Here is a 23,737-nt window from a genome sequence, read left to right as displayed (position 1 = left end):
CAAATGGACATCGCGCGTTCTACTGTGCCGCCAGCACCTCCATGCGCCCAGTCGCCGTCCGGGCCGAGAACTGTGGCCGGTACATGTCCTCGACGCTTGCGGCCGGATGGTCGTACGTACCGGGGGTCACGGCGCGCACGACATAGGCAAGCGTGATCTCGCGATTGTCGCCGCTCGACCGGTCGAAGGCGGCGACGAAGCGGTCGCTGCGGAACTCGGTGTGGGCGGCCTGAACTTCGCCGATCCATTCGAAATTCGAGAGTTGGGCACTGTCGACAAGCCTCGGATTGTCGATCTCGAAGCCGGCCGGCAGGAGGTCGGTGATCAGCACGCGCGACGGCCAGTCGTTGCTCTCCGTTGCCTTGAGCACGACCACGTAGCGTTCGTTCTGTCGCGCCTCACTGACATTCGCCTCGGCGCCGTCGAGGGTGTAATAGGTCCGCTCGATGGTGAAGCCCTCGCCGCCGGCCGAGAGCGGCTGAGCGGGTGCCGCAACGGTCGTCACCACGGCGGAAACGGCGTCAGTGCCGTGGTTGCGAATGACGACGGGGTGCTCGATCAGCGCATCGCCGGTTATCCGGGCAGCGTAGCTGCCGGTGCTCTGGGCGCCGTTGACCTCCAGCTTCATATCCTCGTCGCCGCCCTGGACGGCGCGCGCCGCGAGCAGCATCCAGGCCTGTTCCTGGGTGCTGGTGTAGCGGGCCTGCTCCCATTCCCGGGCGACAATTTTTGAAAGCTCCGGAATGATCGGCGGCACCGGCCGGCTTTCGGCTGCGAGCGCCAGCACCGCCGCGTCGTCGCGCAGCGACGAGCCGTAGTCGGAGCGGGCGAGACTGACATTGACGAGGCCGGTCGACATGTTGACCGCCGCCGCGAAGATATCCTGCGATCGCCCGCCATCGCCGTAGAGCGCGAGTGCCGCGGCGATATGCGCCTTGGCAAGCGGCGTCGGAAAATCGCCAAGCAACGTATCTGCATAGTAGCGAAGGTCGCTGATCGCGGCCTTGCGGTTGCGGGCGAGCACGTAGAGCGCGTAGGCGATCTCGTTGCCGCGGTCCTTGACGTTCGTTTCGTAGCTCAGCGCGTTCTGCAGGTTTTCGAGCGCCTGGACCATCGCCTGTTCCGGCACGTCGAACTTCTGCTCGCGGGCACGGGTCAGGAAGTCGGTGACATAGGCGTCGAGCCAGAGATCGCCGGAACCGGGGCTCCAGAGGCCGAAGCTGCCGGAGGAGGACTGGTAGGAAAGCACGCGGTAGATCGCCTCCTGCACGCGCTTTGCCACCTCGCCGTCCTCCGCAAGTCCAGATTGTTTCGAGAGTTCGCTGAGATAGAGCAGCGGCAAGGCGCGGCTCGTCGTCTGTTCGGCACAGCCATAGGGGTACCGGTCGAGCGACATCAGCAGCGCCGGAACGTCGAAGGCGGCCGAACGGGTCACGTTGAGGCTGACCGAGGCGCCCTGCAGCAGACTGTCGGCCAGCAGTTGATCGTCGACCGTCACGCTGCTGCCGGCGGCGATGTTGACGACCTGGCGCTGCGTGATCGGCAGTGCGGCCGGGCGAACCGGGATGTTCACCGCCTGCTCCAGTGACAGGCCCTCGGCGTTCGAGAGGGTGACGGTGACAAGGCCGTTGCCCGGATATTGGCCGGTGAGCGGCAGCGTCACTGTGGATTTGCCGCCGGCACCGAGCTGTACGGTCTGGGATGGAGCGATCTGTTCGACCGTGGCCGGACCGTTGGTCGTCACCTGCAACTGATAGTTACCGGCCGGGCCGTCCGTGTTGGCGATGTCGAGCCTGAGGCCGGCCCGGTCTCCGGGCGCCAGGAACTTCGGCAGGCTGGCAGTTACGACGATCGGGTCGCGGACGACGACGTCCTTCACCGCATGGCCGACGCCGGACTTCGTCCAGGCGACCGCCATGACGCGGGCCGTGCCGTTGAACTGCGGGATGTCGAAGCGCACATGCGCCGTGCCTTCGGCGTCGAGCTTCACCGGCCCGGAGAAGAAGGCGACCAACTTTTCGGTCGGCGGGCTGCCCTGCAGCGGCATCTGCCCGCCGTCGCCGCCGGTGCGCAGTCGCCCTGTGGCGCCGAGCGAGCCGTCGATGAGGCGACCGTAGAGGTCGCGGATTTCAAGGCCGAGCCGTCGCTGGCCGAAATACCAGCCGTCCGGGTCGGGCGCCTCGTAGCGCGTCAGGTTCAGGATTCCGACATCGACGGCGGCAACCGTGACGTAAGCGTCCTCGTTGGCGCCCGCGCCGCGGACCTGGAGACTGATATCGAGCGGCTGGCGCGGCTGCGTCCTCTCCGGTGCGTCGAGACCCACAGCAAGCTTGCGATCGGCCGGGTCGACTGCAAGCCACTTGATGCCGATCGCCCGCATCGGCATGCGGCTTTCCTGAGCGTCGCCGGGCCGATAAAGCGTCGCCGTCACGTAGCCCCCGGCGCCCCATTCGGCGGTGACCGGCAGTTCCACTTCACCGCCCGTCTCGGCGATCGTCGCCGTCTTCGTCGTGATCAGGTTTTCGGTGCCGACGGTCACCAGCAATTCGCCGGCAAAACGCGGCGAAACCTTGAGTTTCGCCGTCTCGCCAATCGCGTAGTTTGCCTTGTCGAGGGCGATCTCCAACCCGTCCGGGGTTTCCGTCGACGTGGCTTCGACATACCAGCCGGCGTCGAACTCGACGCTGGAGGTCGGGCCGTCCGCCGCCGCGGTCTCGATCTCCAGACGATAACGGCCCCAGCCGACCGGCACGGCGATCTCGGCGCCGTTCTCGGTCACGTCGACCGTGCCGTTTGCCACCTGCTTCGTGGAGATGACCGGCTCGTATTTCCAGGCGCTGCCGTCGCGATACCATTGATAGTTCCGCTCGACGCTGATCAGCTTCCAGGAGAGGCCGGGCATCGCGACCTTGGCGCCGTTCGCGTCGATGGCGATGACATGGAATTTGCCGACCGAATTCTCGGCGAGCTCGCCGGAAAATTCGGGCTTGATGCCGATCATCGGACCGTCCGGCTTGACCGGCAGCGTCAGGGCGCGCTCGACGGCCCTGCCGCCGCCTTCGCGCATGCGAACCGTGACCGTGGCGTTGAGCAGCTGCGTCGTCGCCGGCACCTCGCCGAGATCGAGGGCAATGACGGCCTTCCCATCCTGGTCGAGCGGTTCGAGCCCTTCGAGCGGCACGCGGTTGTCTTCGCTCGCCTCCTCGTCGGCGAGCCCGAAGACATAGCCCTTGAAGGCTTCGTTCTCACGCGTCGGCCTGACCGTCACTTCGCCTTCCAGTGTCAGGCCCGCAGCCGGTGCGCCATAGAGGAAGCGCCCCTCGACGGCGACCTCGATCGGCGTGCCGACTTCGATCGCCTTCGCATCGCTCGCCAGGTCGAACTCGGTGCGGTCCGGCACGAAATCGTCGACGAGGAACTGCTTCTCGCCGATCGCCGAGCCCTTCGGATCGGTGAAGATCTGCATCGTCCAGGTGCCGCGCATGGCATTTTCCTGGATCGGCAGATCGAGTGTATGGCCGCCGAGTTTGCCGCCATTGCTGACGATCCGCCGATCCTCCACCCCGTCCGGGCGCAGGAAGACGAAAGTGAGCGGCAGGTTTTCGATCGCCTGACCGTTGATGTCTCGGGCAAGCGCTGCGGCATGCACCGTCTCGCCGGTGCGGTAGATGCCGCGTTCCGTCCAGGCGTAGATGTCGATCGCGCCGGGTGCGGCACGGCCGGTGACGCCGCGGTCGGAAAGGTCGAAGCCGGCGCGCGTCATATCGAGAAAGACGTAATCATCCTCGCCTTTCCTGGCCGTGATGACGGCGGGCACCATGCTCGCCGTGCCGCGGATCAGGCCGGCGGCGAAGATCGCTCTGCCTTCCGCATCGGTCGTGGCGGTGCCCAGCACTTCATTGTTCTTGGCGACCAGCTGCAGTTCGACCTCGGCAAGCGGCTTGGCGCTTGCGAGCGAGCGCGCAAAGACGGTGAGCCCGTCGGTTCCGGCATAGGTCGAGATGCCGATATCGGAAACGACGAACCATTGCGTGGCGCGCGCGTCCCAGTCCTGGCTGAGCGCAGTCGCGGAAGCCGCCGTCAGCACATAGACGCCGGGTTTGCGCTTCGGCAGCGCCTCATCGACCGGGAAGCTCGTCACCACTTCCTTGTTGAGGTCGGTCTTGATGTCGATGCTGCCTTGCCAGACGAGCTCTCCGCTCTCGGTCTCGATGCGCTCGGCACTATAGCCGTCGAGCTGGGTAAGGAACTGAGAGCTTGTCAGCAACGACGAGATGCTGCGGTCGCCGACGCGATAGAGCTTGAGGTTGGCGCTTTCCGAGTTCACCGAGACGATCGGGATGCCGCGCCGCGCCGTCGAAGGAAGCACGAAACTGTCGCCGGTGAAGCGCACCATCGGCGCGCGGTCCTTGACATAGATGTCGAGGCTGACCGGCGTCTCGATGACTTCGTCTACAGACGATGGCAGTCCCGGCCTCAAGGCCAGCTTGTAGCGCTGGCCGTGCTTGAGCCCATCGACGCAGATCTCGCTGCCCTTGGCCTCGACCGCCTTCGGGGCGACGCCGTCGAGCGTCACGAAGGAGGCGTAGTCGGGGCCGTTCTTCAGCAGCTGTTCGGAGAATTGCACGCAGGCGCGCGGGCTTGCGCCATCCGCATCGACCGTGTGGCCGGTGACGCGGAAGCCCTGGCGCTCCTTGAGGTCGAGATAAGCCGTCTCGACCGTCTTGGCCTGCACGAGGTCGAGGCTCGCCTTGTAGGCCTGGAGCGCGGCTCGGTAATTCTGCAGGTTGTCGAGCGCCTGGGCGAGGATGGCCAGCGCATCGGCGCGGCTCTGGGCGGTCCTCGTCAGCTGGTAGCCGTTGAGCGCTGCAAGGGCGGCCTCGCTTGCTAGATCCGTGCCGCCGCTGAAGCGGTTGGCTGTTCTGGCGGTCTCCAGCCACAAGTCCCCTTTCTCCGGGGTGATCGCCAGCGCGCCGCGGAAAGCCTTGAGCGCCGCGACGAAATTGCCGGCTGTCAACTCGTTGCGGCCCGCTTCGATCAACCCGTTGACGCCGAAGCCCAGTTGATCGTCTGCCAAGGCGAGCCCGGCCTTGACGTCGCGCGCCTGCTGCAGGAGGTCGTCCGACACGAAGGGCAGTCGTGGCGGGGCGCCGAGATCCGGTTCGCCCGCGGCGGTCTCGACGACCTTGCCGGCGATGGCACCCTTGAACGTGTTCAGCTGGTTGAAGTCGGACTTGAGAAAACACCACTTCACCTTGGGATTGTAGGTGAAGGCCCTGCAGGCGCGGTCGGCGATGCAGCGTGCCTGGCACTCGTCGAGCGAGACATTCTGCTCGGTCCGTAGATCGAAGCCGAAATAATCGGCGTCGCCGGTCACCTCGACCTTGCGGTCGGCTTCGGCGGCCGCGGCCGGAGTGCCGAGGGAAAGAAGCGCGAAGAGAAGGGTGGTAAGGCCGAGAAACGCGCGCATCGACAAAGTCCTCCCAACGCTGCCCGCTTCGAGTGAGCACCACTCTTTCAACCTTCGAAGAGCGTTGTCAACAACCAGCTTTGCAACCATAGGGATTCGTCGGCACGGGTCAGCTGCGAGCCGGCGCAAAGGCCTCCATCGCCCCGGTATAAGCCTTCGCGAGGGGCGAGGCATAGGAGCCGCGCTTGCTGGTCACGAGTCCCTGTGCGACGAGCGCTTCGGCCTGCTTGACCGCCGCCGAGACGCCGTCGATGACCGGAATGTCGTATTCGCGCTGCAGCGATTGCGCGAGGTCGGCCATGCCGGCACAGCCGAGGACGATCGCCTCGGCGCCGCCGTCGTCTAGCGCCCGTTCGATCCGCCGCCTAAGCTTGTCGGAAGCGCTCGACGCCTTGTCTTCAAGCGCGAGGACCGGAATGTCGGCGGCAAGGACCTTCGCCCGGTCGCCCATGCCGTAGCGGCGCACAAGGTTTTCGATGAGGACGCGGGAACGCTCGAGCGTCGTGACCACGGCGAAGCGCTGGGCAACAAGTGCGGCGGTGATCACCGCGGATTCGCAAAGACCGAGCACCGGGATCCCGGCGAGGGCTCGGGCGGCTTCAAGCCCGGTATCGTCGAAGCAGGCGATGATCGCGGCGTTTGCTCCCGCCGCCTCTCCTTCGCGTATTTCCATGAGCACGCCGGGGACGGCGATCGCTCCATCGTAGTGCCCTTCGATCGAGGCCGGCCCGCTCCTTGACGTGGCAGCGATGACTTCGGTGCCGTGCGCCGCCACCGCCCGTGCGGCGGCCGCCGCCTTTTCGGTCATTGAGACGGTCGTGTTGGGATTGACGAGTAGAATGCGCATGGACGTCAGCTTAACCTTGCGTGGCGGCGCCGAAGCACGAGGATAATGGCGAGCGCTGCGAGAATGATGGTGAAGGAGAAGAGCGTCGTGACGGTGCCAAGCGCATAGAGCACCGGCGTCGTAACGTTGGTGGTCATGCCGTAGATTTCCAGCGGCAGGGTGTTGTAGGTGCCGGAGGTCATCAGCGTGCGGGCGAACTCGTCATAGGAGAGCGTGAAGCCGAACAGGCCAACGCCGATCAGACTCGGAGCGATCATCGGCAACACGACGTGGCGGAAGGTCTGCCAGGAGGTCGCGCCGAGGTCGCGGGCGGCCTCCTCATAGGCCGGCGAGAAGCGGTTGAAGACGGCGAACATGATAAGCACGCCGAAGGGAAGCGCCCAAGTGAGATGCGCGCCGAAGCCCGAGGAATACCAGGCAGGTTTCAGGCCGAATTGCTGGAAGACGACGCCGATGCCGAGCGAGATAATGATCGACGGTACGACCAGGCTTGCGACGGTCATGTAGAACAGGGCGGTCGAGCCGCGGAAGCGGTGGCGGAAGGCAAGCCCCGCAAGCAGCGCGACAGCGACGTTCACCACCATGACCATCAGCCCGAGCGTGAAAGAGCGGCGGAACGAGGCGCCGAAATCGCCGACGGCCTGCTTTTCGAAGAGATTGTAGAACCAGTGAAGCGAGACGCCGTTCAATGGGAAGGTGAGGCCGCCGTCCGGCCCCTGGAAAGAGAGGATCAGGACGGCCGAAAGCGGCCCGTAGAGAAACAGCACGAACAGCGCGAAGAAGGCTGCGAGCAGGTAGAATTCCTTGCCGCGTCTCTCGTTCTTCATGTCAGAGCTCCTTGCGGATATCGACGACCCTGAGGATCGCCGCAACCATCAGCAGCACCACGATGAGCAGCACGACCGCATTGGCGGCCGCCGCCGGATATTGCAGCAGCGACATCTGGTTCTTCATCATCAGCGCGACTGATGCACTCTGCCCGCCGGACATCACCTGAACCGTCGAGAAATCGGCCATGACTAGCGTGACGACAAAGATCGAGCCGATCGCCATGCCGGGCTTGGCAAGCGGCAGGACGACGTTCCAGAGCACCTGCCAGCCGCTCGCGCCGCAGTCGCGCGCCGCTTCGATAAGCGAACGATCGATGCGCATCAGCGTGTTGAAGATCGGCGTCACCATAAACAGCGTGTTGAGATGCACCAGGGCGAGGACCACGGCGAAATCGGAATAGAGCAGCCATTCGATCGGCTTCGCCACGAGGCCAAGCTTGGTCAGGGTGGAGTTGACGAGGCCGTTGCGGCCGAGGACCGGTATCCAGGAGATCATCCGGATGATGTTCGAGGTGAGGAACGGTACGGTGCAGACGAGGAAGAGCACCATCTGCATCGTCGCCGTGCGGACATGGAAGGCAAGGAAGTAGGCGACCCAGAAGCCGATGAATAGCGTCAGCGCCCAGGTGATGGCGGTGAATTTCAGCGTGTTGAGATAGGTCTTCCAGGTGACCCAGGAGCCGAGAGTGTCGGTATAGTTCATCGTCAGGAAGTCGGGATAAAGGCCGGCGAAGTCGTAATCCCAGAAGCTGACGACGATGATCATCAGGATCGGCAGGATGAAGAAAAAGCCGAGGATGAGGAGAAGGGGCGCTACCTGGAGATAGGCGATCAGCCAGGACGGCGCGGCAAGGCCGCGGCGTGCCTTGTCGGCTTTCATTTCTCCTGAGGTTGCGACTGCCGTCATTATTTATCCTTCCGAATACATACAGCTTTGGCAGCCCCTCATCCGCCTGCCGGCACCCTCTCCCCGCAAGCAGGGAGAAGGGAGCTTGCGGCGACGTCTCGGTTCCCTCTCACCGCGAGCGGGGAGAGGGTTAGTTAAACCAGGGAGAGCGCAAAACCTCTCGCTCAAGCCGCGATGAACTCGTTCCAGCGGCGCACCATGTAGCGGTCCTCGTCCATCACCGAGTTCCAGCAGGCGACCTTGCCCATCCGTTCCTCGAAGGAGCCGCCGTCGCGCACTGCCCCGGCCTTTTCCATGACCTTGCCCTCCGGCGAGAGGATGTCGCCCTTGGCCGGCTTGCCCTCGACCCAGAAGCCCCATTCGTCCTCGGACATGTGGGCCTTCGCCGTTTCCAAGGCGGCGGAGTAGTAGCCTTGGCGGTTGAGGTAGGCGCCGACCCAGCCGGAGAGATACCAGTTGATGTATTCGTAAGCGGCATCGAGCTGTGCGCCCTGAAGATGCGCCGCGAGCCCGAGGCCGCCGCCCCAGGCGCGATAGCCTTCCTTCAGCGGCTGGTACTTGCAGGCGATGCCCTTGGAGCGGACGGCGGCGACCGCAGGCGACCACATGGACTGGATGACGACCTCGCCGGAGGCCATGAGGTTGACGCTCTCGTCGAAGGATTTCCAGAAGGCGCGGAACTGGCCGTCCTGCTTCGCCTTGATGAGGAAATCGATCGTCTGGTCGATCTCGTCCGTGGTCATGTTGCCCTTGTCGGCGTATTTGATGTTGCCCATCGCCTCCATGATCATCGCCGCGTCCATGATGCCGATCGACGGAATGTTGAGGATCGCCGACTTGCCCTTGAAGGCCGGGTCCATGATGTCGGCCCAGGTGGTGATCTCGCGTCCGACGAGGTCCGGGCGAATGCCGAGCGTGTCGGCATTGTAGATCGTCGGGATGAGCGTCATCCACTGTGTCGGCTCTTTGGCGAAGCTCTTGGAGTCTTGCGCCTCGACGAAGCCGACGGTGTGCGGCGCGGTGCCCTGGGCGACGACGCTCTCCGGCTTGAGCTTGCCGTTGATGAAGAGCGGCACGATCTTGTCGTAGTATTTGATCTTCGACACATCCATCGGCTGCATGACGCCCGTCGGGAAGACCTTCTTGGCGATCCAATATTCGATGTCGGCGATGTCGTAGGAATCCGGCTGAGTGACGGCGCGCTGGGCGGCGGCATCGGAATCGGTCGCTGTCATCTCGAGGGTGATGCCGAGATCTTCCTTGCACTTCTCGGCGATCGCATTGATGTTCGAAACGCCGGTGCCGAACTGGCGCAGCGTGATAGGGTTCTGCGCCCAGATCGTCGGGAAGCCGGTGATGGCGCCGGAACCGGCGATGGCGCCGACCGCGGCGGCGCCTGTCTTCAGGAGGGTGCGCCGGGATATTCCCTTATCAGTCTTCGTTTCACTAGTCATGCTGTCGTTCCCCTTTTTCGTGGTGCTTGATTGATGGTTTTTGTGGGATCGGGTCGATCGTCGCATTTCGGCCCGCATCAGGCTGCGAGGCGGCCGAGAGGGATCACGTCCTCAAGGGCCCAGCTCAGGGACACCGCGTCGCCGGCCGACAGGGGCTTGCTGAAGTACTCGGTATCGGCAACGACGAGGGTGAATTCGTCGCTGCCGGCGCCGATAACGGTGATCTTCACCGAGGCACCGCGATATTCGACATTCGAGACGACACCCTGGAAGCCGAGTGATTTGTCCGATGCGGGTTCGAGGCGCACGCGGTCCGTGCGGATGCCGATGTCGATCGGCTTGCCGACCTCCTGGGCGACGTCGCGGACGGAAAAGGTCTGGCCTTCCGGCACCGTCAGGGTAACGACACCGCGGCCGATCGCGGTCACGCGGCCGGAAAGAACATTGTGGTCGCCCATGAAACGGGCGACGAAGGCCGTCGCCGGCTTTTCGAACACGGTTCGCGGGGCTGCCGCCTGCTCGATGCGGCCGTCGTTCATGATGACGATCAGGTCGGCGAGCGCCATCGCCTCTTCCTGGCTGTGCGTCACATGGACGAAAGTGATGCCGAGCGTCTTCTGCAGTTTCTTGAGTTCCGCCCGCATCCGGATCTTCAGGAATGGATCGAGTGCGGAAAGCGGTTCATCGAGCAGCAGCGCTTCGGGGTCGGTGATCAGCGCCCGGGCGAGGGCCACACGCTGCTGCTGGCCTCCGGAAAGCTGCGCCGGCCGGCGCGTCGCATAGGCCTCCATCTGCATCAATCGCAGCACTTCGAGCGCCTTGGCGCGGCGCTCTTCCCTCTCGACACCCTTCATCTTCAGGCTGAAGGCGACGTTGTCGACGAGATCGAGATGGGGAAACAGCGCATAGGACTGAAACATCATCGCCGTGCCGCGCTTTGCTGGCGGAAAGTCGGTGACCACGATGCTGCCGAGGCGGATATCGCCGGAGGAAATGCGTTCATGGCCGGCGATCATGCGCAGCGTCGAGGTCTTGCCGCATCCGGAGGGGCCGAGCAGGCAGCAGTAGCTGCCCGCCGGAATCTTCAGGCTGATGGCATGGACGGCGGTCGTCGCGCCATAGACCTTGGAAACGGAAGCGATATCGATCTCTGCTGCTTTGGACATGCCCGCTTTCTCCTTGCAGCTGAGAAGAAGCATCAAGCGTGCCAGTTTGCTAAAGGCCTGAATCCGCGGCTATGTTTTCGTACGTCGCCAAACTGGGCAGCCGGCGGGCCATGTTGGATGCACATTTTGTGGGCGTTCGTGCTCAAAGACTGCCTATCATTGTATACAATATTGAGCTTTGATTGACGGCAACAAGCGGTTAACTTCCGCTGTATCCACTGTAACGGCATCGTTCGGATTCCCTGCCTCATGACGTCAGTCAATCTAAGCCCGGCGGGAAGCGCCATGGACACCGGCGCCCAGCAGATCCGCGACGCGATCCGCGATGCGATCGTCGAGCGGCGCCTCGCGCCCGGAACGAAGCTCTCCGAGACCGACGTCGGCAGCCTCTTCAATGTCAGCCGGACGCTGGTTCGCGCCGCCCTTCAGGCCCTTTCTTATGAGGGGCTCGTCAGTGTCGAGAAGAATCGCGGCGCCTTCGTCGCCTTTCCTTCCGTGATCGAGGCTCAGCAGATATTCGCGACCCGCCGGCTGTTGGAACCGGTCATACTCCGCGAGGCAGCGCCCCATATCGGCAAGGCTGAGGTCAAGGAACTCAGAAAGCTGCTTGCGGAAGAGCAGCGGTTGATGAATCAGCGCGGCGCACCTGCCCGCCGCGCCGAGATCAAGGCTTCCGGCGATTTTCACCTGGCGGTCGCCGCCATGAGCGGCAATGCCATTCTCAAGCGCTTCATGGATGAGCTCGTTGCGCGCTCCTCGCTCGTGATCGCGCTTTATGGGCAATCGGTGATCTCAAGCTGCGGCCACAATGAACACCAGCATATCGTTGATGCACTGGAAAAGAAGAATGTCGAAGCTGCCTGCGCGCTGATGCTGCAGCATATCGATCATATCGAGGCGGATCTCGACCTTCGGCCGACGAAAAACGCCGGAGGTTTGCGCGACGCTTTTCATTTGTGAGTGTCGCAACGGCGCTTCCTATCCAGATTGTATTGCGCCGGACGACAACGCACAGCGCACTTGCGGTGACGTTTACATTTGTGATATTTCTAACAAAGATTGTTAGGCTGCAGCTCGTCGCGCCCCTGGTTTAAGCCTGCCCAGGGCGCGGACTCCGGATGGAAATGGCCAATCGCAAGACAACACGGATTGTCGCTTTGACAAATGCCCTATCGGCGCGGCGCGTTCTGCATCTGAAAGATGCAGCCGCCTTGCTGGGCGTCTCCGAAATGACCATTCGGCGCGACGTCGCCAACAACCCCGGCCTCTTCGGATATCTCGGCGGGCATATCGTTCCGGCCGCCGATATCGAGGCTGAGGCGCCTTACGATCTCGCGCGTGCGGCCGACAGTCACGCGGCGGCGAAGCGGGAAGCCTGCGTCCATGCCGCCCAGCACATCCGTCCCGACGAGACGATCTTCATCGATTGCGGCACGACGCTTGAGTATCTCGTCGATCTCATCCCGGAAAATTATTCAATTACGGCGGTGTGTTATTCTCTGAATGTGGCCGATCGCCTGACCCGCAGGCCCAATGTCCGGATCGTCATGCTCGGCGGCGTTTACCACCCGTCCTCGGCTTCTTTCTCGGGCAATTCCGGGCTCGAGACGCTCAATCACCTCGGCATCAATGTAGCCTTCCTCTCGGCGGCCGGCGTCGACCCCAGCCGTGGCGCGACATGCGTTCATTTTCATGAAGTGCCGGTAAAGCAGAAGGTGATTTCACTCGCGCGAGAGAATTACCTCGTGGTGGACAAGAGCAAGATCGGCAGGCTGAAGCCCGCCTTCTTTGCGCCGCTCACCACATTCCGGGCGGTGATCACGGAAGACGGAGAGGCGGCGCTTGCGGTGCGTGAGGCGCCGACGGGATAAATGTGATAGTCTCGCCGCTTCGACCGCGTCATCGCTTGACACTCATCAAGCCTGATGAAATGATAACAAAAAGTAGATAAAAAAATAACAAGTCGGCGGTTGACCCGCAGGGGCCTGGTCCGGCAGGGAGATACGAGGAGTAATCGCTTGGAAGACCTTGCTGTGAAGAGGGTGCCGGCCGGTGCTGCCGAGCCCGCCGGCGCCGGTCATAACTGGCCCCGCAACGACGGTGTCGATCTCGATCTTTCCTGGGTGCTCGACCAGCGTGTCAATCTTTCAGCCGCCGAGCGTCGTGTCGCGACGCTGCCGGGTCGCCGGACCGTGAAAAAGGATGCGCAGGCTGCCTGGCTCTTGAAGGCGGTCACCTGCATCGATCTGACGACCCTCAATGGCGACGATACGACGGAGCGCGTCAAGCGTCTCTGCGCCAAGGCGCGCCAGCCGGTGCGCCAGGATCTTCTCGATGCGCTCGGCATGGGCGATCGCGACATCACGACCGGCGCGGTCTGCGTTTATCACCGCTTCGTGTCGACGGCGGTCGAGGCGCTCGAGGGCAGCGGAATCCCGGTTGCCGCGGTTTCCACCGGCTTTCCGGCCGGTCTCGTGCCGCATGACGTCAAGCTCAAGGAAATCGAAGCATCCGTTGCTGACGGCGCCAGGGAAATCGACATCGTCATCACCCGCGAGCATGTGCTGACCGGCAACTGGCAGGCGCTCTATGATGAGATGCGCGATTTCCGCGACGCCTGCGGCGATGCGCATGTCAAGGCGATCCTGGCGACCGGCGACCTCAAGACGTTGCGCAACGTCGCCCGCGCCTCGCTCGTCTGCATGATGGCCGGGGCCGATTTCATCAAGACCTCGACCGGCAAGGAGGGTGTTAACGCGACGCTGCTCGTGACCCTCGTCATGCTGAGGATGATCCGCGCCTATCAGGAGCGGACGGGCACGAAGGTCGGTTACAAGCCGGCCGGCGGCATCTCGGCGGCGAAGGACGTCCTGAACTACCAGTTCCTCATGAAGGAGGAGCTCGGCCGCGAATGGCTGGAGCCGGACCTCTTCCGCGTCGGGGCATCGAGCCTCCTGGCGGACATCGAGCGCCAGCTCGAACACCATGTCAGCGGCGCCTACTCGGCCCTCAACAGACACCCGATAGGATAATCCGATGAGCGTCGCCAGGTTTTTCGACGAGATGTCATACGGCCCCGCACCCGAAGGCGATAGCGAAGCCCGGGCCTGGCTCGCCCGCCACAAGGGCGCGTTCGGCCATTTCATCAACGGCGGCTTCGTCGTGTCCGCATCAGGCAAGACGCTCGACAGCTTCGAGCCGGCGACGGGTGCGCTGCTGGCGAAGATCGCGCTCGGCGGCCGCGAGGACGTCAACGCCGCCGTGGCGGCAGCCCGCAAGGCGCAAGGCCCCTGGGCGAAGCTCTCCGGCCACGCCCGGGCCCGGCATCTCTATGCGCTGGCGCGGACGATCCAGCGTCACGCCCGGCTGATCGCCGTGGTCGAAGCGCTCGACAACGGCAAGCCCATCCGCGAAACGCGCGATATCGACATTCCGCTTGCCGCCCGCCACTTCTATCATCACGCCGGCTGGGCGCAGCTCCAGGAAATGGAATTTGCCGATCAGGTGCCGGTCGGCGTCGTCGGCCAGGTCATCCCCTGGAACTTTCCCTTCCTGATGCTCGCCTGGAAAGTGGCGCCGGCGTTGGCGCTCGGCAACACGGTCATTCTGAAGCCAGCGGAGTTCACGCCGCTGACGGCGCTGCTTTTCGCCGAGCTTGCCTCTGCTGCCGGCCTGCCGCCGGGCGTCCTGAACGTGGTCACCGGCGAGGGAGAGACGGGTGCGCTGATCGTCGAGCACGACGACATCGACAAGATCGCCTTCACCGGCTCGACCGAGGTCGGCCGCCTGATTCGCGAAAAAACCTCCGGTTCCGGCAAGTCGCTGACGCTGGAGCTCGGCGGCAAGTCGCCCTTCATCGTCTTCGACGACGCCGATATCGACGCGGCGGTGGAAGGCGTGGTGGACGCAATCTGGTTCAATCAGGGCCAGGTTTGCTGCGCCGGCTCGCGGGTGCTCGTCCAGGAGGGCGCGGCGCCGCTGTTTCACGAAAGGCTGAAGCGGCGCATGGGGACGCTTAGGGTCGGCCATCCGCTCGAAAAGGCGATCGACATGGCGGCGATCGTCGCGCCGGTGCAGTTGCAGCGGATCGAAAACCTCGTCAGCCAGGGTGTCTCCGAAGGGGCGGCGCTGTACCAGCCTCAGATCGAACTCCCCAAGGGCGGCAGTTTCTACCCGCCGACGCTGCTGACGGCGGTGCAACCGACCTCCGTCGTCGCCACGGAGGAAATCTTCGGCCCGGTCGCCGTTTCGATGACGTTCCGCACGCCGGAAGAGGCGGTACAGCTTGCCAATCACAGCCGTTACGGCCTTGCTGCCAGCGTCTGGAGCGAGACGATCGGGCTCGCCCTGCATGTCGCCGCCAAGCTTGCCGCCGGCGTCGTCTGGGTCAATGCCACCAATCTCTTCGACGCTTCCAGCGGCTTCGGCGGAAAGCGCGAATCCGGCTTCGGCCGGGAAGGCGGCAAGGAAGGGTGCTACGAATATCTGAAGCCCAGAGCCTGGCTCGGCCGGAAGCTCCGCACGGAAATCGCGGCGCCGGTCCTCAAGGCCGCCGCCGGCGATTTCGCTATGCCGCAGCTCGACCGCACCGCCAAGCTCTTCATCGGCGGCAAGCAGGCGCGGCCGGATGGCAACTATTCTCGCGCGATCCTGACGCCGAAGGGCAAGGTCATCGGCGAAGTCGGCGAGGGCAATCGCAAGGATATCCGCAACGCCGTCGTCGCGGCACAATCGGCCTCAGCCTGGTCTTCGGCGACGACGCACAACCGCGCCCAGATCCTCTATTACATCGCCGAGAATCTGAGCGGCCGGGCGGCGGAATTTGCCGACCGCATCGTCGCCATGACCGGCGCGTCGGCGGCGAATGCGAAGGCTGAGGTGGAGGCCGCGATCGCCCGTCTCTTCAGCTATGGCGCCTGGGCCGACAAGTATGAGGGCGTCGTCCACCTGCCGCCTCTGCGTGGCGTCGCGCTCGCCATGCCCGAGCCGCAGGGCGTCGTCGGGGTGATCTGCCCGCCGGAGGCGCCGCTGCTCGGTTTCGTCAGTCTCGTCGCGCCGCTGATCGCTGTCGGCAATCGGGTGGTCGCCGTTCCCAGCGAGCCGCATCCGCTCGCCGCGACGGATTTCTATTCGGTGCTGGAGACGTCCGACGTTCCGGCCGGCGTCGTCAACATCGTCACCGGTTCGGCGACGGAGTTGGCCAAGACGCTGGCCGGCCACAACGACGTCGACGCGCTCTGGGCTTTCGGTTCGCCGGAGCTATCGACCCTTGTCGAGAGGCTCTCGATCGGCAATCTCAAGCGCACCTTCGTCGATTACGGCAAGGCGATCGACTGGCTGGACCGTTCGGCTGCCGAAGGGCCGGCCTTCCTGCGCCGCGCCGTCGACGTCAAGAACATCTGGATCCCCTACGGCGAGTAGAGGGTCCGCGCATGCCACCTGGCGGAGGAGGCCGACCGGCGGTGTGTACAAGGCATTTGCATATGTGATCAGACCGCCAGCGGCGCCATGCCGCGGCGCGGCAGTCTAATTAATGGTTTGGAGGAGGACCGACATGCTCAAGAATATCGACCCGGCGCTCAATGCGGACGTGCTGCACGCGCTCCGATCGATGGGGCACGCCGACACGCTGGTGATTTCCGATACCAATTTCCCCTCGGATGCCATCGCCCGGCAGACGACGCTCGGCAAATTGCTCCATATCGACAATGTTTCGGCCGCCCGCGCGGTGAGGGCAGTGCTCTCCGTGCTGCCGCTCGACACGCCGCTGCAGCCTTCGGTCGGCCGCATGGAAGTGATGGGCGCGCCAGAGGAGATCCCCGCCGTGCAGCGCGAAGTTCAGGCCGAGATCGATCGCGCCGAGGGTAAGCCGACGCCGATGTACGGCATCGAGCGCTTTGCCTTCTACGAGGAAGCAAAGAAGGCCTACTGCGTCATCACCACCGGCGAGACGCGGTTCTACGGCTGCTTCCTCATCACCAAGGGGGTTATTCCGCCGGAAACAGCCTGAAACACCCGGTCGGCAGCTTTTTTGAGAGAGGAGGCTACGCATGAAGACGGGTGTTTCGATCCTCGGGATCTTCGTGGCCGACACGGCCTATCTGGCGTCGCGCATGCCCCGGCTCGGCGAGACGATCACCGGCAGCGGCTTCTCCGTCGGTCCGGGCGGCAAGGGCTCGAACCAGGCGGTGGCGGCGGCGCGGGCCGGCAGTCAGGTCTCGTTCATTTCGAGGCTCGGGCGCGATACTTTCGGCGAGATGGCGCTGAAGACCTATGCCGAGGCAGGCGTGACGCCGAAGGTCCTGCAGATGGATGATCTGCCAACTGGCGCCGCCTTCATCTATGTCAATGACGAGAACGGTGAGAACGCCATCATCGTCTATCCCGGCGCCGCCGGCTCGATCGGCATCGAAGATGTGGAAGCGGCGCGTGGCACGATCGAGAATTCGCGCGTCTTCGTCACCCAGCTGGAACAACCGGCGGCGGCTGCAGAAAGAGCGCTCAAAATTGCCCATACCGCGGGCGTCACGACGGTGTTCAACCCGGCGCCGGCCGAGCCTTTTCCTGAAAGCATCTATCCGCTCTGCGACTACATCGTACCGAACGAAACGGAAGCGGCGGCACTTGTCGGCTTCGCGCTGCCGACGCCTGACGATGCCCGCCGCGCCGGCGATGTGCTGCTGAAGAAGGGGGCGAAAACGGCGCTGATCACGCTCGGCGAGCGTGGCGTGCTCTACCATGCCGACGGTCAGTCGGTGCTCGTGCCGGCGGTCGCCAGCGGTCCGGTGATCGACACCACCGGCGCAGGGGACGCATTCGTAGGCGGCTTTTCCGCGGCTCTGGCACGCGGGGTCTTGCCGGTCGAGGCGGTACGGTTCGGTTGCGCGACGGCCGGCATTGCGGTCACGCGCCGCGGAACGGCCCCGGCGATGCCGAAGCTCGAGGAGATCGAGGCGCTGCTGGCGCGCGGAGCGGCGGCATGACGCGCAACGACCCGATCAAGCATTTCTTCATCTGGCCGGCCCTGATCATCGTTCTGTTGATCTCGATTTTTCCGCTCGTCTATTCGCTGACGACGAGTTTCATGAGCATGCGGCTGGTGCCGCCGATGCCGGCCCGTTTCGTCGGCTTCGGCAACTATGCCGACCTGCTTTCCAATCCGCGCTTCTGGCATGTTGCCGGCACGACGACGCTGATCGCCTTCCTTTCCGTCGGGCTGCAATATGTGATCGGCCTTTCCGTGGCGCTGGCGCTGAATTCCCGCGTGCCGGGCGAGGGGATATTCCGCGTCGGCTTCCTGCTGCCGATGCTTGTGGCCCCGGTCGCCGTGGCGCTCGTCGCGCGCCAGATCCTCAACCCGACGATGGGGCCGCTGAACGAGTTCATGACGCTCTTCGGCTTTCCGAACCTCCCATTTCTGACGCGGACGGCCTGGGCGCTCGGCTCGATCATCGTCGTCGAGGTCTGGCAATGGACGCCGTTCGTCATCCTGATGTTGCTGGCCGGGCTGCAAACCTTGCCGGACGACGTCTACGAGGCCGCGGCGCTGGAGAACGCCACGCCTTGGCAGCAGTTCCGCGACATCACCTTTCCGATGCTGCTGCCGATCTCGACGGCCGTCGTCTTCATTCGCCTCATAGAAAGCTACAAGATCATGGACACGGTCTTCGTGATGACCGGCGGCGGACCGGGCGTCTCGACAGAGACATTGACGCTGTTCGCCTATCAGGAGGGGTTCAAGAAGTTCAATCTCGGTTACACATCAGCTCTGTCCTTCCTCTTCCTGATCTTCATCACGGTGATCGGCCTCGTCTACCTGGCCGTGCTGAAGCCCTATCTGGAGAAGCACAAATGAGCGTGCGCACCCTTCAGGGAAAGCGGCGTTGGCTGGCGCTCGGCGGCTGCCTGGTCTGGCTCGCCTTCACCTTGTTTCCACTCTATTGGGTGGCGATCACCTCGTTCAAGACGCCGATTGCCGTTGTTGGCGGGCCGACCTATCTGCCGTTCGTCGATTTCGAGCCGGTGCTGACGGCCTGGAACGAACTGCTCTCCGGCGAGCGCGGCGCCTTTTACAACACCTTCATCGCCTCGCTGATCGTCAGCCTGTCGGCTGCGGTGCTTGCAACCTTCATCGGCGCCATGGCGGCCTACGCGCTCGTGCGGTTCACCTTTCGATTTCGGCTGCTCTCCGCCCTCATCTTCGTGGTGGTCGCCTTCGGCGGCTTTCTGCTCGGGCGGAACGTGCTCGGTTTCGGCCAAGGGATTTCGCTCATCTATTCCTTCATCGCCGCGCTCGCGCTCGCGGTGATCTCCAGCCGCTTTCGTCTGCCGGGGCCGGAACTTGGCAACAACGACATCGTCTTCTGGTTCGTAAGCCAGCGTATGTTTCCGCCGATCGTCGCCGCCTTCGCGCTCTATCTCATGTATACGGAAGTCGGAAAGCTCGGCTTCAAGCTCGTCGACAGCTATATCGGCCTGACGTTTGCCTATATCGCCTTCTCGCTGCCGATCGTCATCTGGCTGATGCGGGATTTCTTCGAAGCGCTTCCGATCGAGGTGGAAGAGGCGGCCATGGTAGACAACGTGCCGTCCTGGCGCATTTTCTTCGGCATCGTCTTGCCGATGTCGAAACCCGGCCTCATCGCGACCTTCATGATCACGCTTGCCTTCGTCTGGAACGAGTTCCTCTTCGCGCTCTTCCTGACGAGTTCGAAATGGCAGACGCTGCCGATCCTGGTCGCCGGACAAAACAGCCAGCGCGGCGACGAATGGTGGTCCATATCCGCTGCAGCACTCGTGGCGATCATCCCGATGATGATCATGGCAGGGATCTTGAGCAGGCTCATGCGGTCGGGCCTGCTTCTGGGAGCGATCAAGTGACCGCACGCATCTCCAGCTTCGCAAGGTTCACTCAGAGGGAGGAAAAAATGAGGAGACTTCTGCTTGCATCCACCGCCGCCGGTTTGCTGGCCGCGGCGGCCAACGGAACGGCCTTTGCCTGCGACCCGGACTTCAGCGGGGTGGAACTGACCGCCACGACCCAGACCGGCCCCTACATCGCTTCGGCGCTTCAGATCGCCGCGAAGGGCTGGGAGGAGAAAACCTGCGGCAAGGTGAAGGTCGTCGAGTTTCCCTGGTCCGAACTTTATCCGAAGATCGTGACCTCGCTGACCTCCGGCGAGGACGCCTTCGACGTCATCGCCTTTGCACCGGCATGGGCGCCGGATTTCACCGACTTCCTCGCCGAAATGCCGGCTGAGATGCGGCAGGGTGCGGCGTGGGAAGATATCGCGCCGGTCTATCGCGAACAATTGATGGTATGGAACGGCAAGGTCCTGTCGCAGACCATGGACGGCGACGCTCATACCTATACCTATCGCATCGATCTCTTCGAGAATCCGGACAACCAGAAGGCGTTCAAGGAGAAATACGGCTACGACCTGGCGCCGGCCAAGTCCTGGAAAGAGTATCTCGACATCGCCGAGTTCTTCAATCAACCGGCGAACAACCTCTGGGGTACCGCAGAAGCCTTCCGCCGTGGCGGCCAGCAGTTCTGGTTCCTCTTCAGCCATGTGGCCGGCTATACGAGCCATCCCGACAATCCGGGCGGCATGTTCTTCGATCCGGACACGATGGACGCGCAGGTCAATAATCCCGGCTGGGTCCGCGGCCTCGAGGAATATATCCGCGCCTCCAAGCTTGCGCCGCCGAATGCGCTCAACTTCTCCTTCGGTGAAGTGAACGCCGCCTTTGCCGGCGGACAGGTGGCAGAGTCGATTGGCTGGGGCGACACGGGTGTTATCGCCGCCGACCCGAAGCAGTCGAAGGTCGCCGGCAAGGTGGGCTCGGCGCCGCTGCCCGGAGTAGACGAGATCTATAACTACAAGACGAAGAAGTGGGACAAGTTCGATCAGGTTGTGCAGACCTCCTTCATGGCCTTCGGTGGCTGGCAGGCAGCCGTGCCGAGTTCGTCCACGAAGCAGGAGGCCGCCTGGAACTATATCCAGTATCTGACGAGCCCCGAGGTCTCGGCGCAGGCGGCGATTACCGGCGGCACGGGGGTCAACCCGTATCGCCTTTCGCACACCACCAATCTCGAACTCTGGTCGAAGATTTTCTCGGATCGTGAGGCGAAGGAATATCTCGGCGCCCAAAAGGAAGCGGTCACCGCCAAGAACATCGCGCTCGACATGCGTCTGCCCGGTTACTTCTCCTATACGGAGGTGCTCGAGATCGAACTCTCCAAGGCCCTTGCAGGCGAGGTGACGCCGCAGCAGGCACTCGATGCGGTGGCCGAGCAATGGAACAAGCTGACGGACGAGTTCGGCCGCGACAAGCAACTTGCTGCCTATCGCTCGTCGATGGGCCTCCCACAGAAATAAGGATAGGTGCCCGCTCCGGTTCCGGAGCGGGCACCGCACGGGGGCTGGCAGCCGACGCCCCTCTTTCGCAGTGCGTTCCCCGGCTTTGGGCATGGGGTCTCGAGAAAGGCATTCGAATGTCGCAGGTCCGCCTGGAACAAGTCAGCAAATCCTTCGACAGCGTTACCGTCATCCCGCCGCTCGATCTGTCGATCGCCGACCGCGAGTTCGTCGTTCTCGTTGGCCCCTCCGGCTGCGGCAAGACGACGACGCTCCGAATGATCGCCGGGCTGGAGACCGCGTCTTCCGGCACGATCCGGATCGGTGAACGCGATGTCACGGATATTAGGCCCGGCTTGCGCAACTGTTCGATGGTGTTCCAGAACTACGCCCTCTATCCGCACATGACGGTCGCCGAGAACATCGGCTACGGCATGAAGGTTCGCGGCACGCCGAAGGCCGAGATCGAAAAATCCGTAGCGGAAGCCGCCCGTATCCTGAATCTCGGCGCCTATCTCAGCCGCAAGCCCAGCGCGCTCTCCGGCGGCCAGAGGCAGCGTGTGGCGATCGGCCGCGCGATCGTCCGTCAGCCGGACGTCTTCCTTTTCGACGAGCCGCTGTCGAACCTCGACGCGAAACTCCGGATCGAAATGCGCACCGAGATCAAGCTTCTGCACCGGCGGCTGCAGACCACGGCCGTTTATGTGACGCACGATCAGGTCGAGGCCATGACCATGGCGGACCGCGTCGTGGTGATGAACCAGGGGCGCATCGAACAGGCTGCCGATCCGATCACGCTTTATGAAGCGCCGGCCAATCTCTTTGTTGCCGCCTTCATCGGCGCGCCGAGCATGAATTTTATAGACGGCAATGTCGAACGCGGCGAAGCGGGGCTCTCGTTCCGAGCGCCTGGCCACGTCGCCTTTCCGCTTCCGGAAAACCTGGCCATGAGGCTTGCTCCCCATATCGGCGAGGCGGTTGTGCTTGGCATCCGCCCCGAGCATACGATTGCGACCGATGCGGCTTTTCCGAAGATCAAGCTGCAGGTGCGCGATATCGAACCGCTCGGTCCCCACACGCTGGTGATCGGAAGAGTAGAATCGGCCTCGTTCACCGCCCAGGTGCACGCCGCGGCGCGTATCGCACCGGACGACGTGATCGAAGTTCCGATCGACATGGCGAAGGTTCATTTCTTCCTGAAGAACACCGGAGAAGCTGTCGGGCGGTGAAGGTCGCTCGCCCCGGCACGGCCGCGCAGCCAGGGCTGATCCTGAAATCGACTTTGATCTCCATGGCCGAATCCCGAAATAGCTGGAATATTGTCTTCTCAGCAGATGGATGAGGAAGCCCGATGGCCGAGCTCAGAGTGAAGACGAGGCAGACCGGCGCGGGCGCGACCGTCGGGCGAACGGGTTCCCCGCATGTGACCTCGGTGACCGGCGGTGCGCTCGACATCGTCACGAGCCCGTCGCCGGCTGGGTTCGGCCCGCTCGACCTTCTCTACGCTTCGCTTGCCAGTTGCCTGGTGCTCAGCGCTCGGATCGCTGCAAGTCGTTACGGCTTGCTCGACAGGGTCGTGGAAATATCGGCCAACGTGACCGGCGCAAAGGCGCAGGACGAACCGTCGCGCGTGGCACGCTTCGATATCGAATTCGTCATCCGCGGCGATATCGACGACGCAATGCGCCACGCAATCGCCGAAGCGGCGGAAGTGGAAATCTGCACGGTCAGCAATACGCTGCGCGGCAATCCTGAATTCGTCAGCCGGATTTCCGGATAACTGAGAGGGGTAGAGTTTCTCGATGACATCGCGTCCGGTCTATCACTTCAACTCGATCATCGCCCGGGAACCGGCGAATTCCGTTGTCTGCGGATTGCGGGCGCAGGACCGCGGCAGCCCAAGCTATGCGGGCGTCAAGGCCGAACACGACGCCTATCTGGCGGCGATGCGCGAGGCCGGCGTCGAGGCGACGGTACTGCCGCCGCTGGAGGCCTTCCCGGATTCGATCTTCGTCGAAGACCCGGCGCTGGTCTTCACCGAGGGCGCGATCGTTCTGCGCCCGGGTGCCGCCACGCGTGTTCGGGAAACCGAAGAGATCGCGCCGACGCTCCGCGACCTGTTCGACACCGTCCTCGATCTGCCGGCAGGCTATGCCGATGGCGGCGACGTTCTCACGACCCAGGAAAGCGTTATGATCGGTCTTTCTGCCCGCACCGACAAAGCGGGGGCCGAGGCATTGCAGGCTTGCTTGGACAAGCTCGGCCGCAAGAGCGAGATTGTTGAAACGCCGGAGGGCGTCCTCCACTTCAAGACCGATTGCTCGCTGCTCGACGAGGAAACGGTGCTCTCCACCAGCCGCCTGGCGCGCTCGGGCGCCTTCAAGAAACTCCGGCAGATGCTCATTCCCGAAGGCGAGGAACCAGCCGCCAATGCACTTCGCGTCAACGATGTGGTGATGGTCGGCGCCGATTTTCCGCGTACGATCGAGATGCTCGAAAAGGCCGGCTATAAGGTGGTGCCGTTGAAAACGACGGAGATTGGGAAGATCGACGCCGGGCTTTCCTGCATGTCGCTGCGGTGGTTCAGCCGTGGAAGGTGAACGCGTGCCGCACAGGCGACGAGCGTTGCCGATGGCGCCAGCCTTGCCAAATTGTCCGGTTGAGCCCGCTCTGCTATTATTTTAGCGTCAGCTAATGCGGTT

Annotated in this window: 18 protein-coding genes; 12 read left to right on the top strand and 6 right to left on the bottom strand. The window is 63.5% G+C overall.

Annotated elements, in window-relative coordinates; all coding sequences use genetic code 11:
* Positions 1–19: 19 nt before the first annotated feature.
* The 6 genes from SS05631_RS23850 to SS05631_RS23825 form a co-directional block, all read right to left on the bottom strand.
* Positions 20–5,470, bottom strand: a complete 5,451-nt coding sequence (locus SS05631_RS23850) for an alpha-2-macroglobulin family protein (protein WP_037417026.1) — start codon at positions 5,468–5,470, stop codon at positions 20–22.
* A 109-nt stretch (positions 5,471–5,579) separates the two neighbouring features.
* Positions 5,580–6,317, bottom strand: a complete 738-nt coding sequence (locus SS05631_RS23845) for an aspartate/glutamate racemase family protein (protein ID WP_037417029.1) — start codon at positions 6,315–6,317, stop codon at positions 5,580–5,582.
* 5 nt (positions 6,318–6,322) lie between these two features.
* Entirely contained in the window at positions 6,323–7,144 is an 822-nt protein-coding gene (locus SS05631_RS23840) for an ABC transporter permease (RefSeq protein WP_037417032.1), read from the bottom strand.
* Position 7,145: 1 nt separating this feature from the next.
* A complete protein-coding gene (locus tag SS05631_RS23835) occupies positions 7,146–8,027 on the bottom strand; it encodes an ABC transporter permease (protein ID WP_050988216.1) in 882 nt (293 codons plus the stop codon).
* 191 nt (positions 8,028–8,218) lie between these two features.
* On the bottom strand, positions 8,219–9,508 hold the full coding sequence (locus SS05631_RS23830) for a PotD/PotF family extracellular solute-binding protein (RefSeq protein WP_037417037.1): 1,290 nt from the start codon (positions 9,506–9,508) through the stop codon (positions 8,219–8,221).
* Between the two features lie 77 nt (positions 9,509–9,585).
* A complete protein-coding gene (locus SS05631_RS23825) occupies positions 9,586–10,674 on the bottom strand; it encodes an ABC transporter ATP-binding protein (RefSeq protein WP_037417039.1) in 1,089 nt (362 codons plus the stop codon).
* A 249-nt stretch (positions 10,675–10,923) separates the two neighbouring features.
* Here SS05631_RS23825 and SS05631_RS23820 point away from each other — a divergent pair, with 249 nt between their 5' ends.
* From SS05631_RS23820 to SS05631_RS23765, 12 genes are all read left to right on the top strand, one after another.
* A complete protein-coding gene (locus SS05631_RS23820) occupies positions 10,924–11,634 on the top strand; it encodes a GntR family transcriptional regulator (protein ID WP_037417041.1) in 711 nt (236 codons plus the stop codon).
* A gap of 164 nt (positions 11,635–11,798) precedes the next feature.
* A complete protein-coding gene (locus SS05631_RS23815; RefSeq protein ID WP_037417061.1) occupies positions 11,799–12,545 on the top strand; it encodes a DeoR family transcriptional regulator in 747 nt (248 codons plus the stop codon).
* A 147-nt stretch (positions 12,546–12,692) separates the two neighbouring features.
* Positions 12,693–13,706, top strand: coding sequence for a deoxyribose-phosphate aldolase (gene deoC / locus SS05631_RS23810; protein WP_037417043.1), 1,014 nt, complete (start codon positions 12,693–12,695; stop codon positions 13,704–13,706).
* A 4-nt stretch (positions 13,707–13,710) separates the two neighbouring features.
* Positions 13,711–16,095 carry an aldehyde dehydrogenase family protein gene (locus SS05631_RS23805; RefSeq protein ID WP_037417045.1) on the top strand — a complete coding sequence of 795 codons (2,385 nt, stop codon included), beginning with the start codon at positions 13,711–13,713 and terminating at the stop codon, positions 16,093–16,095.
* Positions 16,096–16,228: 133 nt separating this feature from the next.
* Positions 16,229–16,684: an RbsD/FucU family protein gene (locus tag SS05631_RS23800; RefSeq protein WP_037417048.1), complete on the top strand. Its 456-nt coding sequence runs from the start codon at positions 16,229–16,231 to the stop codon at positions 16,682–16,684.
* A 40-nt stretch (positions 16,685–16,724) separates the two neighbouring features.
* Positions 16,725–17,657 carry a ribokinase gene (gene rbsK / locus SS05631_RS23795; RefSeq protein ID WP_037417050.1) on the top strand — a complete coding sequence of 311 codons (933 nt, stop codon included), beginning with the start codon at positions 16,725–16,727 and terminating at the stop codon, positions 17,655–17,657.
* Complete coding sequence (locus SS05631_RS23790) at positions 17,654–18,529, top strand: sugar ABC transporter permease (protein WP_095678078.1); 876 nt, start codon at positions 17,654–17,656, stop codon at positions 18,527–18,529. The genes rbsK and SS05631_RS23790 overlap by 4 nt, the downstream gene beginning before the upstream one ends.
* Complete coding sequence (locus tag SS05631_RS23785) at positions 18,526–19,554, top strand: carbohydrate ABC transporter permease (protein WP_037417068.1); 1,029 nt, start codon at positions 18,526–18,528, stop codon at positions 19,552–19,554. The genes SS05631_RS23790 and SS05631_RS23785 overlap by 4 nt, the downstream gene beginning before the upstream one ends.
* 47 nt (positions 19,555–19,601) lie before the next feature.
* On the top strand, positions 19,602–21,056 hold the full coding sequence (locus SS05631_RS23780; RefSeq protein ID WP_037417070.1) for an extracellular solute-binding protein: 1,455 nt from the start codon (positions 19,602–19,604) through the stop codon (positions 21,054–21,056).
* 116 nt (positions 21,057–21,172) lie between these two features.
* The gene (gene ugpC, locus SS05631_RS23775) at positions 21,173–22,264 is read left to right on the top strand and encodes a sn-glycerol-3-phosphate ABC transporter ATP-binding protein UgpC (protein WP_037417072.1); all 1,092 of its coding nucleotides are present in this window, start codon (positions 21,173–21,175) and stop codon (positions 22,262–22,264) included.
* 122 nt (positions 22,265–22,386) lie between these two features.
* Positions 22,387–22,815 (top strand): OsmC family protein, encoded by a 429-nt coding sequence (locus SS05631_RS23770; RefSeq protein ID WP_037417074.1) that lies wholly within the window; start codon positions 22,387–22,389, stop codon positions 22,813–22,815.
* 22 nt (positions 22,816–22,837) lie between these two features.
* Positions 22,838–23,635 (top strand): arginine deiminase family protein, encoded by a 798-nt coding sequence (locus tag SS05631_RS23765; protein WP_037417076.1) that lies wholly within the window; start codon positions 22,838–22,840, stop codon positions 23,633–23,635.
* Positions 23,636–23,737 lie beyond the last annotated feature (102 nt).

It is taken from the genome of Sinorhizobium sp. CCBAU 05631 (genome assembly GCF_002288505.1).
GTDB classification, from domain to species: Bacteria; Pseudomonadota; Alphaproteobacteria; order Rhizobiales; family Rhizobiaceae; genus Sinorhizobium; species Sinorhizobium fredii_C.
Note: the sequence above shows the minus strand (reverse complement) of the source record. Positions and strands in the feature narration are given on the sequence as shown.

Coding starts and splice junctions, on each gene's coding strand:
- SS05631_RS23850 (WP_037417026.1), bottom strand. CDS start 5,470: ATGCGCGCGTTTCTCGGCCTTACCACCCTTCTCTTCGCGCTTCTTTCC.
- SS05631_RS23845 (WP_037417029.1), bottom strand. CDS start 6,317: ATGCGCATTCTACTCGTCAATCCCAACACGACCGTCTCAATGACCGAA.
- SS05631_RS23840 (WP_037417032.1), bottom strand. CDS start 7,144: ATGAAGAACGAGAGACGCGGCAAGGAATTCTACCTGCTCGCAGCCTTC.
- SS05631_RS23835 (WP_050988216.1), bottom strand. CDS start 8,027: ATGAAAGCCGACAAGGCACGCCGCGGCCTTGCCGCGCCGTCCTGGCTG.
- SS05631_RS23830 (WP_037417037.1), bottom strand. CDS start 9,508: ATGACTAGTGAAACGAAGACTGATAAGGGAATATCCCGGCGCACCCTC.
- SS05631_RS23825 (WP_037417039.1), bottom strand. CDS start 10,674: ATGTCCAAAGCAGCAGAGATCGATATCGCTTCCGTTTCCAAGGTCTAT.
- SS05631_RS23820 (WP_037417041.1), top strand. CDS start 10,924: ATGACGTCAGTCAATCTAAGCCCGGCGGGAAGCGCCATGGACACCGGC.
- SS05631_RS23815 (WP_037417061.1), top strand. CDS start 11,799: ATGGCCAATCGCAAGACAACACGGATTGTCGCTTTGACAAATGCCCTA.
- SS05631_RS23805 (WP_037417045.1), top strand. CDS start 13,711: ATGAGCGTCGCCAGGTTTTTCGACGAGATGTCATACGGCCCCGCACCC.
- SS05631_RS23800 (WP_037417048.1), top strand. CDS start 16,229: ATGCTCAAGAATATCGACCCGGCGCTCAATGCGGACGTGCTGCACGCG.
- rbsK (WP_037417050.1), top strand. CDS start 16,725: ATGAAGACGGGTGTTTCGATCCTCGGGATCTTCGTGGCCGACACGGCC.
- SS05631_RS23790 (WP_095678078.1), top strand. CDS start 17,654: ATGACGCGCAACGACCCGATCAAGCATTTCTTCATCTGGCCGGCCCTG.
- SS05631_RS23785 (WP_037417068.1), top strand. CDS start 18,526: ATGAGCGTGCGCACCCTTCAGGGAAAGCGGCGTTGGCTGGCGCTCGGC.
- SS05631_RS23780 (WP_037417070.1), top strand. CDS start 19,602: ATGAGGAGACTTCTGCTTGCATCCACCGCCGCCGGTTTGCTGGCCGCG.
- ugpC (WP_037417072.1), top strand. CDS start 21,173: ATGTCGCAGGTCCGCCTGGAACAAGTCAGCAAATCCTTCGACAGCGTT.
- SS05631_RS23770 (WP_037417074.1), top strand. CDS start 22,387: ATGGCCGAGCTCAGAGTGAAGACGAGGCAGACCGGCGCGGGCGCGACC.
- SS05631_RS23765 (WP_037417076.1), top strand. CDS start 22,838: ATGACATCGCGTCCGGTCTATCACTTCAACTCGATCATCGCCCGGGAA.